Below are 17,320 nucleotides of genomic sequence, written 5' to 3' on the forward strand. Positions count from 1 at the left end.
TTCCTTCCTGCTACAGTTTATTACGCTTCGTCGCCGAACCAGCAAATATTACGGGCAGCCATAATCAGCTCACCGGCTTTTTCGTCGGTCAACCCTTCGATATCAGCCAGATCATCAATGCCCTGTTCGGCGAGATCTTCCAGCGTACAAACACCACGGGCAGCCAGTTTGAAGGCCATATCGCGATCTAATCCTTCCAGATTCAGCAGATCGTCAGCCGGCTTGTTATCACCGAGGCTTTCTTCCTGGGCCAGTGCCAGAGTGGTCAGTGCGTTTTTAGCACGCTCGCGCAGTGCTTCAACGGTCGGCTCATCAAGGCCATCGATTTCCAGCAGTTCTTTCATTGGCACGTAGGCCAGTTCTTCCAGAGTGGCAAACCCTTCTTCAACCAGAACAGTGGCGAACTCTTCATCAATATCGAGATATTTGGTGAAGGTATCGATCGCGGCATGTGCTTCAGCCTGATGTTTAGCCTGGAGGTCATCAACGGTCATCACGTTGAGTTCCCAACCGCTTAATTGCGAAGCCAGGCGGACGTTCTGACCATTACGTCCAATTGCTTGCGCCAGGTTACCGGCTTCAACGGCGATATCCATGGTGTGTTTATCTTCATCCACCACGATAGACGCAACGTCAGCCGGTGCCATAGCGTTAATCACGAACTGCGCCGGGTTATCATCCCACAGGACGATATCGATGCGCTCGCCGCCCAGCTCGGTCGAAACCGCCTGTACGCGTGCGCCACGCATACCAACACACGCGCCGACCGGGTCGATACGCTTGTCGTTGGTTTTCACCGCGATTTTCGCACGGGAACCCGGATCGCGAGCTGCGGCCTTAATTTCAATCACTTCTTCGCCAATTTCCGGCACTTCAATGCGGAACAGTTCAATCAGCATTTCCGGCTTGGAACGGGTCACGAACAGTTGCGCGCCGCGTGCTTCCGGGCGAACAGAGTAAAGAACGCCACGAATACGGTCGCCAGGGCGGAAGTTTTCACGCGGCAGCATGTCTTCGCGCAGGATCACCGCTTCAGCATTGCTGCCCAGATCCAAAGAGATATTATCGCGGTTCACTTTCTTCACCACGCCGGTGATGATTTCACCTTCGTGTTCACGGAACTGATCAACAACCATCGCGCGTTCAGCTTCACGAACCTTCTGTACGATAACCTGTTTTGCGGTCTGGGTAGTGATACGGTCAAAGGTCACAGATTCAATCTGATCTTCAACGTAATCGCCCAGGTTCAGGCTTTCGTCTTCAAAACGTGCGGCTTCCAGCGTGATTTCTTTCGTCGGCTGGGTCACTTCTTCAACAATCACCCAACGACGGAAAGTGTCAAAATCACCGCTTTTACGATCGATTTCTACGCGAACATCAATCTCTTGTTCATATTTTTTCTTTGTCGCTGTAGCCAGCGCACTTTCCAACGCTTCAAAAATTTTCTCGCGTGGCAGCGCCTTTTCATTGGATACGGCTTCAACAACAGCCAAAATTTCTTTGTTCATCGCGGGCTTTTCACCTCATCCAGACTGTTAAAAGTGGGGAACCAGGTTCGCCTTCTGGATATTACTCAGCGCGAACACTTCATCTTTTCCTTCGACTGTGACGGTGATCATTTCACCATCTACCGCTTTGATAACGCCCTGCCATTTACGGCGGTTCTGTACCGCCATGCGGAGTACCAGCGAAACTTCTTCACCCAGGAAACGCACATAGTGTTCAGCAGTGAACATTGGGCGGTCGAGACCCGGTGAGGAGACTTCCAGGTTGTAAGCCACAGTAATAGGATCTTCAACGTCCAGAACTGCGCTCACCTGGTGGCTCACATCAGCACAATCATCAACATTGATGCCATCTTCACTATCAATATAGATGCGCAGTGTGGATGTGCGACCGCGAATAAATTCGATGCCGACCAGTTCGTAACCTAAGGCCTCAACTGGCGCTGTAATCATCTCTGTTAATTTTTGCTCTAATGTGGACAAGCCCACCCCCAAGACATAAAAAAAGGGCCTAAAGCCCAGTTATTCTGTAGTCAGATAACAAAAAACCCCGATAAATCGGGGCTTTAGATAACTGAACCCTATAACCGCAACTGCGGTCTGGAGAACCTTCCGAAAGAATTTTTTTCAAATCCAGCTACGAAGGCCATGGTCTTCACAGTATATTTGAAAAAGAACTCTAAGGGAAAGTGGTTGCGGGGGCCGGATTTGAACCGACGACCTTCGGGTTATGAGCCCGACGAGCTACCAGGCTGCTCCACCCCGCGCCTGAAACGTGGCAAATTTTACTCGTTTTGGGTAAAAGATGCAAATACTGCTGGGATTTGGTACCGAGGACGGGACGTAAAATCTGCGCGTATTATATTGATTACCCCCCCATTGTGTCAACCTTGTTAACGACATAACCTGACATGCCGTCATCAGCGTAATTTACGGAAATAAACACGAAACTCTTCCTGTCTCCGTAAAAAGATGATTAAATGAAAACTCATTTATTTTGCATAAACATGCACTGAGAGCAGAAAGCCGATCTCACCATCAGTCTATCAAGCAGGGTTTTATTTTATGACGACGATTCTCAAGCATCTTCCGGTAGGTCAACGTATTGGTATCGCTTTTTCCGGCGGCCTGGACACCAGCGCGGCACTGCTGTGGATGCGACAAAAAGGGGCTGTCCCATATGCATATACTGCGAACCTGGGTCAGCCAGACGAGGAGGACTATGATGAGATCCCTCGTCGTGCAATGGAATACGGTGCAGAGAACGCTCGACTGATCGACTGCCGTAAACAACTGGTTGCTGAAGGTATCGCCGCGATTCAGTGTGGGGCATTCCATAACACCACTGGCGGGCTCACCTATTTCAATACTACGCCGCTGGGTCGTGCAGTCACCGGCACTATGCTGGTTGCAGCGATGAAAGAAGACGGCGTCAATATCTGGGGCGACGGCAGTACCTATAAAGGAAACGACATCGAGCGTTTCTATCGCTATGGCCTGCTGACCAACGCTGAACTACAGATCTACAAACCGTGGCTGGATACGGACTTTATCGATGAACTGGGCGGTCGTCATGAGATGTCTGAGTTTATGATCGCCTGCGGTTTCGACTACAAAATGTCCGTCGAAAAGGCCTACTCCACGGACTCCAACATGCTCGGCGCGACGCACGAAGCCAAAGATCTCGAGTTTCTGAACTCAAGCGTTAAGATCGTCAACCCAATCATGGGTGTGAAGTTCTGGGATGAGAACGTGAAGATCGCCGCGGAAGAAGTCACCATTCGCTTCGAACAGGGTCATCCGGTCGCGCTGAATGGTAAGACCTTCAGTGACGATGTGGAAATGATGCTGGAAGCGAACCGCATCGGCGGGCGTCACGGACTGGGAATGAGTGACCAGATTGAAAACCGTATTATTGAAGCCAAAAGCCGCGGTATTTACGAAGCCCCTGGGATGGCGCTGCTGCATATCGCCTATGAGCGTCTGCTGACTGGTATCCACAACGAAGACACCATTGAGCAGTACCACGCCCACGGCCGTCAGTTAGGTCGCCTGCTCTATCAGGGTCGTTGGTTCGACTCTCAGGCGCTGATGTTGCGTGATAGTCTGCAGCGTTGGGTCGCCAGCCAGATTACCGGTGAAGTGACGCTGGAACTGCGTCGCGGAAACGACTATTCGATCCTCAATACTGTGTCCGACAACCTGACCTACAAGCCAGAGCGTCTGACAATGGAGAAAGGTGACTCCGTGTTCTCACCGGACGATCGTATTGGGCAGTTGACCATGCGTAACCTGGACATCACCGATACCCGGGAGAAGCTGTTCGGCTATGCACAGTCAGGGCTGCTTTCTGCCTCTTCGGCTACTGGTTTGCCCCAGGTTGAAAACCTGGAAAACAAAGCGAAGTAACGATTTGATTATTAAATGAAGGCCGCGAAAGCGGCCTTTTTTATCTATGCCAGATAAGTGCAATCCCATGGAGCATAACTTATTAATGATATCTGCTGGATATAGTAGAGGATTTCTACACATCAGAATGTAACAGCAAAAAAGCACTCCTGGGATTATTGATAATAATATTATTCTATTCCCAATTGAGCGAATTTTTATTTATTTATCCTGTATTTCATTCACCTCGTAACTAATGAAAATTGTTCTTCAACGCTGATTTTCGGATTTTTATATTTGCACTCAAAAAGTCATCCTCGATATTCTTTTCATAAACGATGAAGATTAAACCAATTTGGTAATTATCTGAATCAATTGTTAATGAAGAAGCAAAAGGATGTTGCTTATGTATAGTTATAATGAAAATAATTGTCTGAAAATAAAAATGCTTACTATAACGATCATGATGGCGTTAGCACCGTGGAAGGCTATCGCGGTCAACGATGGTACCGTTATGGCTGGCGCGAACCAGACAATAACCTTAACGCCAGGTGGACAATATACGAATACCGCCTCCACTGTTGTTCTGGACGCTTACCGCACCGGAGGTATCATCAGCGGTAACAACGTGGAGATTTATGCTGACCGTACGCTTTATGGTGCGACATATACGCTTTTGAGAGCATATGGCGGTGGGGAAATTCGATTGTCGAATTCGACAGCCAGTCTGACTTCAACCACACAGTCAGGCTCTTATCACGATCGGCTTTTTTTGGCTCAGGATGCTGGAAGTCTATTAAATATTGCCAATACATCACTATGGAGTTATGCCTATCTTGGCGAAGTAAGTAATGGTGCATCTGCGGTTATCAGCAACAGTACAGTCTCCACTGGGCGAGGCGTGAAGGTTACTGGCACCGGCTCGCACCTGGATATAAACAATGATTCTGATATCACCATTCGTGGAGATAGCTACGGTTTAGATGATACAGGAATTAAGGTCACCGGCGGCGCCACGCTGAATATTGAGAACAGTCGGATTACTGTTCTGGATAACGGGGATGATTCAAGCTCATCATTACCGCCGAATCCGGCAGCCATTACCGTCTCGAATGCTCTGGCCCCGAGCGATCTTGCAACCAGAGCCACATTAAATAACCTCTCGATTGAAACAAGAGGTTATCAGTCAAATGCCGTGACTGTCACTCACGGAAATGTCTCCGCAGCGATGAACAATCTCACTATTGTCACACGCGGTCTGGGATCACATGGACTTTATATTGATGCAACTGCAAATGTTGCCTCTTCACTCTCCAATTCTTCCATTGAGACGTTTGGTTACTCCGGCGTAGGGGCGCAAGTCATAGATAATACAGAGTTGACACTGGATAACATCGATATCACATCTCACGGATACCGCTCAACCGGGATTATCGCTGCCCAGAGGGGGAGTGGTTTACCCCAGACAACAATCCTGACCGCCACAGACATCGATATTACCATGAATGGTAAAGACAGTATCGGTGTGGAAAATACCCGGTCTAAAACCTACCTGAATGATATTCGACTCACGCTTAGAGGTGATAACTCTACGGCCGTCAGTGTTGGTGCGTATATTTATGAGGCCACAGCCCATATTGACAGCCTGACAGCACAAGTTTCAGGCAATAACTCGACGGGGATGTTTCTCGGCGGAAGCCCGGATATCAGATTCAATCAGAACAGCATAAACATGACAGGTAATAATAGTCATGGTTTGCTGGTCGGCTACCAGACAATAAGCTCCAGCAGCGCGTTACCGATGGTTGATAGCCATATTGAAACCCGGGATGGCTACGCAGTGCGAACGATTAATACCGACCTTAATCTTGATTTAACCCGCTCGACGCTGACGGGACGTAGCGGCGGAGAGGCTGGTACAGCGATCAGTGTCGAAGACAACGGCGCGTACCAGTCCGGTGTGGTGAACGTCGCTGCCAACGACAATTCGCACATTTTTGGTGATGCGGTTTCGCGTTCTGCTAATGCCACGGCGCTGAATATCGCCCTGAATGGTTCATCAACAATGACCGGTCGTATTGTTCGCGGGTACAGTATGGCGCTGGATGAGACCAGCCGCTGGAATGTGACAGGGGATTCCGATATTACGAGCCTGACGAATACAGGCACAGTGGCATTTACTCCACCTGGGGAGAACGGCGTCTTCAAAACCATTACTGTCGGAAATTATCTGGGTGGCGGTACGTTAATCATGAATACTGCGCTGGGCGATGATAGCTCAGCAACCGACAAACTGGTCGTGACAGGTGATACTGCCGGAACCACCAGACTGTATGTAAACAATTTCCATGGGTCCGGCACCACAACGGTAAATGGTATAGAAGTGATAAGCGTGGGCGGGCAATCAGATGGCCTGTTTACGCTTGAAAATCGCGCTCTGGCCGGGGCATACGAATATTTCCTGCATCAGGATGAGGGTGACTGGTATTTGCGCTCTGCACTGGCTCCAGAACCAGAGCCAGAGGACCCTGTGGAACCGGAAATACCGGTCAACGATCCTGAAGAACCAGAATCACCAGAAATACCGGGCAATGACACGCCAGTTGCACCTCCATCGCCCGCTGCGGAAACCGAGCAGAAACCGCAAATTTATCGCCCTGAAGCCGGGGCCTATCTCGCCAACATGGCAGCGGCAAATCGTCTTTTCAGCCATACCCTGAAAGATCGTGAAGGTCGGGCACAAGATTCCAGCATATGGTTACGGCAACAGGCGTTCCGTAGTAAATCACAAGACGGCAGCGGTCAGTTGCAGATGCGCGGAAACAGCTATGTCATTCAGGGAGGCGGTGAACTGTGGAGTGGTCAATTCAGCGAACAGGATAGACTCGGTGTAGGCATCATGGCGGGTTATGGCTACAGCCGCGGGAATACGCAATCCACAAAAACACATTATGACGCCAAAAATAGCCTCCATGGCTACAGCGTGGGCACTTACGCCACCTGGTATCAAAATTCAGAGTCCCGCAACGGCCTGTATATCGATAGCTGGTTGCAATACAGTGCGTTTCGCGCATCGGTGAATGGCGATGGAGTGGCGAGCGAAAGTTATAACATCAGTGGTCTGAGCGGTTCACTGGAGAGTGGCTATCGTCAACCGCTGCACCAGAGCGCTAATGGCTCGCTTTTCATCACCCCGCAGGCACAGGTCATCTGGAGTGGCATTAAAGCCGATCCTCATCAGGAAGTGAACGGTACGCGAGTTGACGGTAGCGCCGGCACCCAAACACGTCTTGGTCTGAATCTTTCGTACGACACGCTGAATGCGCAAACCAGGGGTAAGCAGTTTACCGTTTACGGTGAGGTCAATTGGCTGCACAACACCCGGAATGTCAATGCCACGCTGGACAACGTCAGGGTTGAACAAGCAGGAAGTCGCAATGTCGGGGAAGTGAAACTGGGTCTTGAGGGTCAGGTGACGGACACCCTCACTCTCTGGACAAACCTTGCACATCAGGTTGGAACGAAGAGCTACAGTGATACCTCGGCAAATATCGGTATTAAGTACCATTTTTGAGTCGATGATAACGCACTGAAGCGACCGTATTCTGGAAACAGTCTCAGTCCGCACAGAGAAGCCGTATCGATGTTCTCCTGACTGACTTTTCAGGGTACGGTTATCAAATAACTCCAACCTAATCGACAATATCTGCCCGGGCTAGTCCCGGGTTCTTTTTATCTGCATCCTGATGCGCCAGCCAGCAGTAAGATCGCCGTGGATGCATTCTGGGTTATCAAAGGAGCGGGTAAAAATGAGGAAGGACATCAGCATTACGCAGGCTTCAGATACGACAATGGACGTCTATTGACGTCCATTGCTTGAATATTGGTACCGAGGACGGGACTTGAACCCGTAAGCCCTATTGGGCACTACCACCTCAAGGTAGCGTGTCTACCAATTCCACCACCTCGGCACAGAAATCTTACTGTGGGATATCGCTGGTCGGCTTAGCCGGAGCAGTTGGCTGAGGCTGTTCAGTTTTCGCCGGCGCGCTCAGATTTTCCCACTCACTTCCTTTATTGGTTTTGTTGCTGTTGATATTGCCCAGCACCAGACTGATGATAAAGAACAACGTCGCCAGCACAGCCGTCATACGGGTCATGAAGTTACCAGAACCACTTGAACCAAACAGCGTAGCGGAAGCGCCTGCTCCGAAGGAGGCTCCCATATCAGCGCCTTTACCTTGCTGCAGCATGATCAAGCCCACAAGGGCAATTGCCACAATAAGGAAAACTACCAAAAGAGCTTCGTACATAATCAACCTGTTCCTTGCGGAGTTGCCGCATACCAATTGCTTCTAACCAATAAAGCGGGATATTTTACTGTTTCCCACTGAAGCGGGTGTGAATACTAACCAAAGCGAATGACCTTCGCAAGGGCAATTTTAGTGCATTGTATCAACTGCGGAAAAAAACAGCAAAAGCCGGGTTTCCCTTTAATAAAAAGGCAGCAAATGCCGCCTTTTTATGCAGTTAAGTCTGTATTACACCGCTTTAACCGCATCCGCAATGCGATGGGCAAACTCGGTCACCTGGGCTTCATCTTCGCCTTCAACCATCACGCGGATTAACGGCTCAGTGCCCGATTTACGCAGCAATACACGTCCACGACTTCCCAGCGCAGATTCTACGTCCGCAGTCACGGCTTTCACCGTATCATTTTCCAGCGGATCGCCGCTACCGGCGGTGTAACGCACATTTACCAGGATCTGCGGGAACATTTTCATGCCGCTGCAGAGATCGTGAAGGCTCATGTGGTTACGCACCATCGCCGCTACTACCTGCAAACCGGCAACAATGCCGTCACCGGTGGTGGTTTTATCCAGCAGAATGACGTGACCAGAGTTTTCCGCCCCGATACGCCAGCCTTTTTCCTGCATTTTTTCCAGCACGTAGCGGTCACCGACTTTCGCACGGGTAAACGGAATGCCGAGTTGCTTGAGCGCCAGTTCCAGCCCCATATTGCTCATCAGCGTCCCGACCGCGCCACCGCGCAGTTGTCCCTGACGCAGGGCTTCACGGGCGATGATATACATGATCTGATCGCCATCGACTTTATTGCCTTCATGGTCAACCATGATCACGCGGTCACCGTCGCCATCCAGCGCGATACCCAGATCGGCTTTTTCCGCGAGCACGCGGGCCTGCAAGGCACGCACATCGGTGGCACCGACTTCTTCGTTAATATTCACGCCATTGGGCTCACAGCCAATGGTAATCACTTTCGCACCCAGTTCACGCAGCACGTTAGGCGCAATGTGGTAGGTTGCCCCGTTAGCGCAATCCACCACAATTTTAAGTTCGTTCAGGCTTAACTCGTTCGGAAAGGTGCCTTTGCAAAATTCAATGTAGCGCCCTGCTGCATCAACGATGCGGCTGGCTTTACCGAGCTCAGCGGAGTCCACACAGGTGATCTCTTTTTCCATCTCCGCTTCAATGGCTTCTTCGACGGCGTCGGGTAGTTTGGTACCGTCGATGGAGAAGAATTTAATACCGTTGTCATAGAACGGGTTATGCGATGCGGAGATCACAATCCCGGCTTCGGCGCGGAAAGTACGCGTCAGGTAAGCAACTGCAGGCGTCGGCATTGGGCCCGTAAACGAGGCGGACAACCCTGCTGCCGCCAGACCCGCTTCAAGTGCTGACTCCAGCATGTAACCGGAAATACGGGTATCTTTGCCGATGATGATTTTACGCGAGCCGTGGCGCGCCAGGACTTTACCGGCCGCCCAGCCCAACTTCAGTACAAAATCAGGCGTAATCGGCGCATCGCCCACACGGCCCCGGATCCCATCAGTGCCAAAATATTTACGGTTACTCATAGCGTTTGTTTTCCTTTGCGGACAATGTGGCTTCCACCACACGCATCGCTTCTACGGTTTCTTTGACGTCATGGACACGAATGATCTGCGCCCCCTGCATAGCAGCAATGACCGCACAGGCAAGGCTACCGCTCAGACGCTCTGATGGGCCCACATTGAGCAGTTGGCCCACCATCGATTTACGTGACATTCCCACCAGCAGCGGCAGGTTAAAATGGTGAAATTCAGCCAGTCGCGCCAGTAATGTATAGTTATGGGAGAGATTTTTACCGAAACCGAATCCCGGGTCGAGCAACAATTTCTCTTTTGCGATGCCTGCCCTTTCACAACGTGCTATTTGCTCAATAAAGTAGCGATTTACCTCCGCAAACACGTCCTCATATTTGGGCGCTTCCTGCATGGTCTTCGGCTGTCCCTGCATATGCATCAGACAAACCGGTAAACCGGTTTCTGCCGCCGCCTCCAGCGCGCCGGGTTCAGAGAGCGAGCGAATATCGTTAATGATGTGAGCACCGACTCTTGCCGATTCGCGGATCACTTCAGGCTTTGAGGTATCAACAGAAATCCAGACTTCAAAACGTTGGGCAATCGCCTCAACCACCGGGATAACACGCGCCAGTTCCTCTTCCACACTCACATCCGCCGCACCGGGGCGCGTAGACTCACCGCCGACATCAATGATAGTCGCCCCGGCATTAATCATCAGATTGGCATGTTTCACTGCCTCAATCAGCGTGTTGTGCGTTCCACCATCCGAGAAAGAGTCTGGCGTGACGTTAAGGATCCCCATCACATGAGGATGGCTGAGATCCAGTGAAGTGCCCTGGGCATAGAGTTTCATGGTGTTATCCCTGGTATAAATTGATAAGAAAAAACCCCGGAGCAAGCCCCAGGGTTTTCAATTAAACGCAGTCATCAACAACGGTAACTTATTTGTCGCCTAACTGCTCTGACATGGTATTACCTGGGTTCGGCGTGCGCGGTTCATCAACCGGGCGCGGCGCACGAGGCGTGCCATTGTTGTCAGAATTGTTAGAGCCCGGTTCTTCCCAGCCAGCTGGCGGGCGAACATCGCGGCGAGCCATCAGGTCATCAATCTGCGGCGCATCGATGGTCTCATATTTCATGAGCGCATCTTTCATGGCGTGCAGGATGTCCATGTTGTCATTCAGGAGCTGGCGTGCACGATTGTAGTTACGCTCAATCAGTGCTTTCACTTCCTGGTCGATGATACGCGCGGTTTCATCGGACATATGTTTCGCTTTTGCAACGCTACGACCGAGGAATACTTCGCCCTCTTCTTCCGCATACAACAGCGGACCGAGTTTGTCGGAGAAGCCCCACTGGGTCACCATGTTACGCGCCAGGTTAGTGGCCACTTTAATGTCGTTCGACGCACCGGTAGAAACATGTTCAACACCGTAGATGATCTCTTCTGCCAGACGACCGCCGTACAGCGTGGAGATCTGACTTTCCAGCTTCTGGCGGCTGGCGCTGATCGCGTCGCCTTCAGGCAGGAAGAAGGTCACACCCAGCGCACGACCGCGCGGGATAATCGTCACTTTATGCACCGGATCGTGTTCCGGTACCAGGCGACCGATAATCGCATGGCCTGCTTCGTGGTACGCGGTTGATTCTTTCTGCGCTTCCGTCATCACCATGGAGCGACGTTCCGCACCCATCATGATTTTGTCTTTCGCTTTCTCGAACTCAACCATCGACACGACGCGCTTGTTGCCACGAGCAGCAAACAGCGCCGCTTCGTTCACCAGGTTCGCCAGGTCCGCACCGGAGAAGCCCGGCGTACCACGGGCAATGATTGCCGCGTCGATATCCGGCGCCAGCGGTACGCGACGCATATGTACTTTCAGGATTTGTTCACGACCACGCACATCCGGCAAGCCGACCACAACCTGACGGTCGAAACGGCCAGGACGCAGCAGTGCTGGGTCAAGAACGTCCGGCCGGTTAGTGGCTGCAATAACGATGATGCCTTCGTTACCTTCGAAACCATCCATCTCAACCAGCATCTGGTTCAGAGTCTGTTCACGTTCATCGTGACCGCCACCCAGACCTGCGCCACGCTGGCGACCTACGGCATCGATTTCATCGATGAAGATAATGCACGGTGCTGCTTTCTTGGCCTGTTCGAACATGTCACGCACACGAGATGCACCAACACCGACGAACATTTCCACGAAGTCAGAACCTGAAATCGTAAAGAATGGAACCTTCGCTTCACCTGCAATGGCTTTCGCCAGCAAGGTTTTACCGGTACCCGGAGGACCGACCATCAGGACGCCTTTCGGGATTTTACCGCCCAGTTTCTGGAAGCGGCTCGGCTCGCGCAGGTATTCAACCAGTTCCGCTACCTCTTCTTTCGCTTCGTCACAACCTGCGACGTCGGCAAACGTGGTTTTGATCTGATCTTCCGTCAGCATGCGCGCTTTGCTCTTACCGAACGACATGGCACCTTTGCCACCGCCGCCCTGCATCTGACGCATAAAGAAGATCCAGACGCCGATCAACAGCAGCATTGGGAACCAGGAAATGAAGATGGAAGCCAACAGGCTCGGTTCTTCTGGTGGTTCACCCACAACCTTGACGTTCTTAGTCAGCAGGTTATCAAGCAGCTTCGGATCGCTTACCGGAATGTAGGTCGTGTAACGGTTACTATCTTTCTTGGTAACGTTGATCTCACGTCCGTTGATACGTGCTTCACGAACCTGGTCGTTGTTGACCTCTTGCAGGAAGGTAGAGTAATCCACCTTACGGCCATTAGACTCGCTGGGCCCAAAGCTCTGGAATACTGACATCAGCACAACGGCAATGACCAGCCAGAGTATTAGGTTTTTCGCCATGTCACTCAAGGGATTAACCTCTTATTACAACTGTGTTAAAAACAGCGTCAGGATACTCTATATCCAGCGTCTTTCAAACTTTCGTCTGAAATCGACCAGTTATGGTTTACGCCCGGTCGCTACAATATACACTTCACGCGAACGTGCGCGAGAAGAGTCCGGTTTACGAACTTTCACCTTCGTAAACAGGGAGCGAATTTCCCTTAGGTACTCATCGAAACCTTCGCCCTGGAACACCTTCACTACAAAACTGCCACCCGGCGCTAGCACATCACGACACATTTCTAACGCCAGTTCCACCAGATACATGGCACGGGGGATATCCACCGCTGGTGTTCCGCTCATGTTTGGTGCCATATCTGACATGACAACCTGGACTTTACTGTCACCCACGCGTTCCAGCAGCGCTTTCATGACAAGTTCATCACGAAAGTCGCCCTGAAGAAAGTCCACACCAACGATAGGATCCATAGGTAAAAGATCACAAGCGATGATACGGCCTTTGCCGCCAATCTGCGAGACCACATACTGTGACCAGCCTCCTGGCGCAGCACCGAGATCGACTACCGTCATCCCCGGCTTAAAAAGTTTGTCACTTTGCTGTATTTCATCAAGTTTAAACCAGGCACGGGAACGCAACCCCTTTTTCTGTGCCTCTTGAACATATTTATCGCTAAAGTGTTCCTGAAGCCAGCGACTCGAGCTGGCAGAACGCTTCTTACCTGTCATTTAACTTTCCCATCGGGGCAGAACATCGTTGCCATACGGCGTAAATTTCCACGCACTATTTGGCGATATATGGGAGATGGCGGTAGAATGACCCGTTTTCAATCCCAACGTAAGCAAAAATATACGATGAATCTGAGTACTAAACAAAAACAGCACCTGAAAGGTCTGGCACATCCGCTCAAGCCGGTCGTTATGCTTGGCAATAATGGTTTGACCGAAGGGGTACTGGCCGAGATTGAACAAGCGTTAGAGCACCATGAACTCATCAAGGTGAAAGTCGCGTCTGAAGATCGCGAAACAAAAACCTTGATCGTGGACGCTATCGTGCGCGAAACCGGCGCCTGTAATGTACAGGTCATCGGTAAAATGCTGGTGCTTTATCGCCCGAGTAAAGAACGCAAAATCTCGCTGCCACGCTAAGAATATCCTAAAGTCGAACACAAAACCTGTGTAAAACGAGGGATTTCCCGCAAGCAGGAGAGCAAAATGCCACGCTCTCTTCGTTGATAAAAGGCCGCTATGCGGCCTTTTTCCTTTCTTTACAATACATCAACATCTTGAGCACTTACAGGTATTCTACCTTAGTGATTTCATATTCGACTTCGCCGCCTGGCGTTTTGATCACCACGACGTCATCCTGTTCTTTGCCAATCAGGCCGCGTGCAATCGGCGAATTGACGGAAATCAGGTTCTGTTTGAAGTCCGCTTCGTCATCGCCCACGATACGCCAGGTCTGCTCTTCGTCATTATCAAGGTTCAGAACGGTGACCGTCGCGCCAAAGACAACGCGACCGTTATTCGGCATTTTGGTGACATCGATGACCTGAGCATTCGACAACTTCGCTTCGATGTCTTTGATACGACCTTCACAGAACCCCTGCTGTTCACGCGCCGCATGATATTCCGCATTCTCTTTCAGATCGCCATGCTCACGCGCTTCGGCAATAGAGGCGATAATTTCAGGGCGGCGCACAGATTTCAGAAAATCCAGCTCTTCGCGTAATTTTTCTGCACCACGTAAGGTCATCGGAATCGCTTGCATTTGTTATACCTCTTGAACATTCCTGTAGGGGGCGATTGCTATGCCCCGGCTGTTAAGCCTGCCCCGGTATGGCGTCATACCCGGACCAGAAGCAAAAAAATACCGACCCGGACGCAAGGTCCAGGTCAGCTACAATTCTTAATTTGATACTCATTTTACCCTGGAGTTCCCTATGGGTCATCGTTTACTTTCCAGGGCATTGCGCCGTAGTATGTCGGCTTGTTTCCAGGTTGTTAGCGCGAGATTATGCGATTTTCCAGATTTATCATCGGATTGACCACCAGTGTAGCGTTCAGCGTCCAGGCCGCGAACGTTGACGAGTACATCAACCAGCTCCCTGCCGGAGCTAACCTTGCCCTCATGGTCCAGAAGGTCGGCGCCCCGACTCCCGCAATTGATTATCACAGTCAGCAAATGGCACTTCCTGCCAGTACGCAGAAAGTGATTACCGCGCTGGCGGCCTTAATTCAGCTTGGCCCTGACTTCCGCTTTACGACCACGCTGGAGACCAAAGGCAGCGTTGATGCGGGCGTTCTCAAAGGTGATTTAGTGGCGCGATTTGGTGCCGATCCGACGCTAAAAAGGCAGGATATTCGGAATATGGTGGCGAACCTGAAAAAAGCAGGCGTCACGCAAATCACCGGAAACGTCCTGATTGATACCTCTGTTTTTGCCAGTCACGATAAAGCACCGGGATGGCCCTGGAACGACATGACCCAGTGCTTCAGCGCGCCGCCTGCGGCCGCCATTGTCGATCGAAACTGCTTCTCGATTTCGCTCTACAGCGCGCAAAAAGCGAACGATTTGGCCTATATTCGCGTAGCGTCTTACTACCCGGTCACCATGTTCAGCCAGGTTCGCACCCTCCCGCGCGGCTCTGCGGAGGCGCAATATTGTGAACTGGACGTGGTTCCGGGCGATTTAAACCGCTTCACATTGACCGGGTGTCTGCCGCAGCGTGCCGACCCTCTGCCGCTGGCATTTGCCATTCAGGACGGCGCCAGCTATGCCGGGGCGATCCTGAAAGATGAACTCAAACAGGCCGGTATCACCTACAGCGGAACCTTATTACGCCAGACACAGGTCAATGAGCCAGGCACCATTGTGGCCAGTAAGCAGTCTGCGCCGCTGCACGATCTGCTTAAGATTATGCTGAAAAAGTCGGACAACATGATTGCCGACACCGTCTTCCGAATGATTGGTCACGCACGGTTTAATGTACCGGGAACGTGGCGTGCGGGCTCCGATGCTGTGCGGCAGATCCTGCGTCAACAAGCCGGAGTCGATATTGGCAACACGATTATTGCCGATGGCTCCGGCCTGTCGCGCCATAACCTGATCGCCCCTGCCACCATGATGCAGGTTCTGCAATACATCGCGCAGCATGACAACGAGCTGAATTTCATCTCAATGCTGCCGCTGGCGGGCTATGACGGCTCTCTGCAGTACCGTGCGGGTCTGCATCAGGCGGGTGTCGATGGTAAGGTCTCAGCGAAAACGGGATCATTGCAGGGGGTGTACAACCTGGCGGGCTTTATTACCACCGCCAGCGGGCAACGGATGGCGTTTGTACAATATCTGTCGGGTTATGCGGTAGAACCTGCCGATCAACGTAACCGCCGCATTCCTCTGGTTCGCTTTGAAAGCCGATTGTACAAAGATATCTATCAGAATAACTGAGTCCGCAAAAACAAAAACCCCGGCAACATGTCCGGGGTTTTCCTGAGATTAACGCTTATAGATGAACTCGACGCCTTCTTCGTCGTCTTCGTCCCAGTCGTCATCCCAGTCGTCTTCCGCTTCTTCTTCCACTTCAGCGATTTGCTGGCGATGATAATCATCCCACATGAACTCGACTTTCTCTGGCTGCTTAGCTTCTTCCGCCTGAGTAATCGGGTTCTCGATAATAAAGGTCATCACATCCCAGCAGAGATCTTTCACGCCCAGTTGGCTGGCGGCAGAGATCAGATAGTATTTATCTTCCCAGCCCAGCGCCTGGGCGATAGCTTTGGCTTTCTCTTCCGCTTCGGCTTTGTCCAGCAAATCGATCTTGTTGAACACTAACCAGCGCGGTTTAGCTGCCAGATCCTGACTGTATTTTTCCAGCTCGCCGATGATGATGCGCGCATTCTCAACCGGATCGGAACCGTCGATAGGATCGATGTCGATGAGATGCAGTAGTACGCGGCAACGCTCAAGGTGTTTCAGGAAGCGGATGCCCAGACCGGCACCTTCCGCAGCGCCTTCAATCAGCCCCGGAATGTCCGCCACCACGAAGCTTTTCTCGTTATCCATACGGACAACACCGAGGCTCGGCACCAGCGTGGTAAACGGATAATCCGCCACTTTAGGCTTCGCCGCAGAGACCGCACGGATAAAAGTCGATTTACCGGCATTTGGCATCCCCAGCATGCCCACATCCGCCAGCAGCATCAGCTCCAGCAGCAGATCACGCTTGTCACCCGGCGTCCCCATCGTTTTCTGACGTGGCGTACGGTTGACGGAAGATTTGAAACGGGTGTTACCCAGACCGTGCCAGCCGCCTTTTGCGACCATCAGACGCTGACCGTGCTTAGTCATGTCGCCCATGGTTTCGCCCGTGCCCTGATCGATCACACGCGTACCTACCGGCACTTTAATCGTGACATCTTTCCCGCGTTTACCGGTACAGTCACGGCTGGCGCCATTCTGGCCTCGTTCTGCGCGGAAAGATTTCTCAAAACGGTAATCGATCAGGGTGTTCAGGTTTTCGTCGGCTTCCATCCAGACGTCGCCACCATCACCGCCATCGCCGCCGTCCGGGCCGCCTTTCGGGATGTATTTCTCACGGCGGAAGCTTACGCAACCATTGCCGCCATCGCCTGCAACGACCAGAATCGTTGCTTCATCAACAAACTTCATTTTACTCTCCGTAAA

The 17,320-nt window shown here is 51.5% G+C and carries 13 protein-coding genes and 2 tRNA genes; 4 read left to right on the forward strand and 11 right to left on the reverse strand.

The genetic code is table 11. The features are described 5' to 3' along the window. Window positions 1–20 precede the first annotated feature (20 nt). The 3 genes from nusA to C2U53_RS06550 all read right to left on the reverse strand — a co-directional run bounded on the left by nusA (window position 21) and on the right by C2U53_RS06550 (window position 2,272). Window positions 21–1,508, reverse strand: coding sequence for a transcription termination factor NusA (nusA, locus tag C2U53_RS06540; protein ID WP_042325113.1), 1,488 nt, complete (start codon window positions 1,506–1,508; stop codon window positions 21–23). Window positions 1,509–1,535: 27 nt separating this feature from the next. Beyond that, window positions 1,536–1,988 (reverse strand): ribosome maturation factor RimP, encoded by a 453-nt coding sequence (gene rimP, locus C2U53_RS06545; RefSeq protein ID WP_043001756.1) that lies wholly within the window; start codon window positions 1,986–1,988, stop codon window positions 1,536–1,538. 207 nt (window positions 1,989–2,195) lie between these two features. After that, a tRNA-Met gene (locus tag C2U53_RS06550) sits at window positions 2,196–2,272 on the reverse strand. Between the two features lie 298 nt (window positions 2,273–2,570). On the opposite strand from C2U53_RS06550, the gene argG reads away from it, so the two are divergent. Together argG and C2U53_RS06560 are read left to right on the forward strand one after the other, a co-directional pair. Next, window positions 2,571–3,914 carry an argininosuccinate synthase gene (gene argG, locus C2U53_RS06555; RefSeq protein ID WP_044255923.1) on the forward strand — a complete coding sequence of 448 codons (1,344 nt, stop codon included), beginning with the start codon at window positions 2,571–2,573 and terminating at the stop codon, window positions 3,912–3,914. A 385-nt stretch (window positions 3,915–4,299) separates the two neighbouring features. Further along, on the forward strand, window positions 4,300–7,467 hold the full coding sequence (locus C2U53_RS06560; RefSeq protein WP_172740564.1) for an autotransporter outer membrane beta-barrel domain-containing protein: 3,168 nt from the start codon (window positions 4,300–4,302) through the stop codon (window positions 7,465–7,467). A 310-nt stretch (window positions 7,468–7,777) separates the two neighbouring features. Here C2U53_RS06560 and C2U53_RS06565 read toward each other — a convergent pair. The 6 genes from C2U53_RS06565 to rlmE all read right to left on the reverse strand — a co-directional run bounded on the left by C2U53_RS06565 (window position 7,778) and on the right by rlmE (window position 13,362). Further along, window positions 7,778–7,864 (reverse strand) — tRNA-Leu (locus C2U53_RS06565). 9 nt (window positions 7,865–7,873) lie between these two features. Further along, window positions 7,874–8,206 (reverse strand): preprotein translocase subunit SecG, encoded by a 333-nt coding sequence (gene secG, locus C2U53_RS06570; protein WP_042998286.1) that lies wholly within the window; start codon window positions 8,204–8,206, stop codon window positions 7,874–7,876. Window positions 8,207–8,434: 228 nt separating this feature from the next. Further along, window positions 8,435–9,772 (reverse strand): phosphoglucosamine mutase, encoded by a 1,338-nt coding sequence (gene glmM / locus C2U53_RS06575; RefSeq protein WP_042998287.1) that lies wholly within the window; start codon window positions 9,770–9,772, stop codon window positions 8,435–8,437. Next, window positions 9,765–10,613: a dihydropteroate synthase gene (gene folP / locus C2U53_RS06580; RefSeq protein WP_042998288.1), complete on the reverse strand. Its 849-nt coding sequence runs from the start codon at window positions 10,611–10,613 to the stop codon at window positions 9,765–9,767. The genes glmM and folP overlap by 8 nt, the downstream gene beginning before the upstream one ends. 88 nt (window positions 10,614–10,701) lie before the next feature. Beyond that, entirely contained in the window at window positions 10,702–12,633 is a 1,932-nt protein-coding gene (ftsH, locus tag C2U53_RS06585) for an ATP-dependent zinc metalloprotease FtsH (protein ID WP_044255934.1), read from the reverse strand. Between the two features lie 99 nt (window positions 12,634–12,732). Then, complete coding sequence (gene rlmE, locus C2U53_RS06590) at window positions 12,733–13,362, reverse strand: 23S rRNA (uridine(2552)-2'-O)-methyltransferase RlmE (protein WP_042291855.1); 630 nt, start codon at window positions 13,360–13,362, stop codon at window positions 12,733–12,735. Window positions 13,363–13,488: 126 nt separating this feature from the next. On the opposite strand from rlmE, the gene yhbY reads away from it, so the two are divergent. Beyond that, window positions 13,489–13,782 (forward strand): ribosome assembly RNA-binding protein YhbY, encoded by a 294-nt coding sequence (gene yhbY / locus C2U53_RS06595; protein WP_041686369.1) that lies wholly within the window; start codon window positions 13,489–13,491, stop codon window positions 13,780–13,782. Window positions 13,783–13,927: 145 nt separating this feature from the next. Here the strand turns inward: yhbY and greA are convergent, their stop codons facing one another. After that, entirely contained in the window at window positions 13,928–14,404 is a 477-nt protein-coding gene (gene greA / locus C2U53_RS06600; protein WP_042998290.1) for a transcription elongation factor GreA, read from the reverse strand. A 246-nt stretch (window positions 14,405–14,650) separates the two neighbouring features. Here greA and dacB point away from each other — a divergent pair, with 246 nt between their 5' ends. Further along, window positions 14,651–16,084 carry a serine-type D-Ala-D-Ala carboxypeptidase gene (gene dacB / locus C2U53_RS06605; RefSeq protein ID WP_044263639.1) on the forward strand — a complete coding sequence of 478 codons (1,434 nt, stop codon included), beginning with the start codon at window positions 14,651–14,653 and terminating at the stop codon, window positions 16,082–16,084. Between the two features lie 48 nt (window positions 16,085–16,132). Here the strand turns inward: dacB and cgtA are convergent, their stop codons facing one another. Then, a complete protein-coding gene (cgtA, locus tag C2U53_RS06610) occupies window positions 16,133–17,305 on the reverse strand; it encodes an Obg family GTPase CgtA (protein WP_042325080.1) in 1,173 nt (390 codons plus the stop codon). Window positions 17,306–17,320 lie beyond the last annotated feature (15 nt).

Origin of the sequence: Citrobacter sp. CFNIH10 (assembly GCF_002934585.1) — a bacterium.
GTDB classification, from domain to species: Bacteria; Pseudomonadota; Gammaproteobacteria; order Enterobacterales; family Enterobacteriaceae; genus Citrobacter_A; species Citrobacter_A amalonaticus.

Coding starts and splice junctions, on each gene's coding strand:
- secG (WP_042998286.1), bottom strand. CDS start 8,206: ATGTACGAAGCTCTTTTGGTAGTTTTCCTTATTGTGGCAATTGCCCTT.
- glmM (WP_042998287.1), bottom strand. CDS start 9,772: ATGAGTAACCGTAAATATTTTGGCACTGATGGGATCCGGGGCCGTGTG.
- ftsH (WP_044255934.1), bottom strand. CDS start 12,633: ATGGCGAAAAACCTAATACTCTGGCTGGTCATTGCCGTTGTGCTGATG.
- greA (WP_042998290.1), bottom strand. CDS start 14,404: ATGCAAGCGATTCCGATGACCTTACGTGGTGCAGAAAAATTACGCGAA.
- nusA (WP_042325113.1), bottom strand. CDS start 1,508: ATGAACAAAGAAATTTTGGCTGTTGTTGAAGCCGTATCCAATGAAAAG.
- folP (WP_042998288.1), bottom strand. CDS start 10,613: ATGAAACTCTATGCCCAGGGCACTTCACTGGATCTCAGCCATCCTCAT.
- rlmE (WP_042291855.1), bottom strand. CDS start 13,362: ATGACAGGTAAGAAGCGTTCTGCCAGCTCGAGTCGCTGGCTTCAGGAA.
- C2U53_RS06560 (WP_172740564.1), top strand. CDS start 4,300: ATGTATAGTTATAATGAAAATAATTGTCTGAAAATAAAAATGCTTACT.
- yhbY (WP_041686369.1), top strand. CDS start 13,489: ATGAATCTGAGTACTAAACAAAAACAGCACCTGAAAGGTCTGGCACAT.
- cgtA (WP_042325080.1), bottom strand. CDS start 17,305: ATGAAGTTTGTTGATGAAGCAACGATTCTGGTCGTTGCAGGCGATGGC.
- dacB (WP_044263639.1), top strand. CDS start 14,651: ATGCGATTTTCCAGATTTATCATCGGATTGACCACCAGTGTAGCGTTC.
- argG (WP_044255923.1), top strand. CDS start 2,571: ATGACGACGATTCTCAAGCATCTTCCGGTAGGTCAACGTATTGGTATC.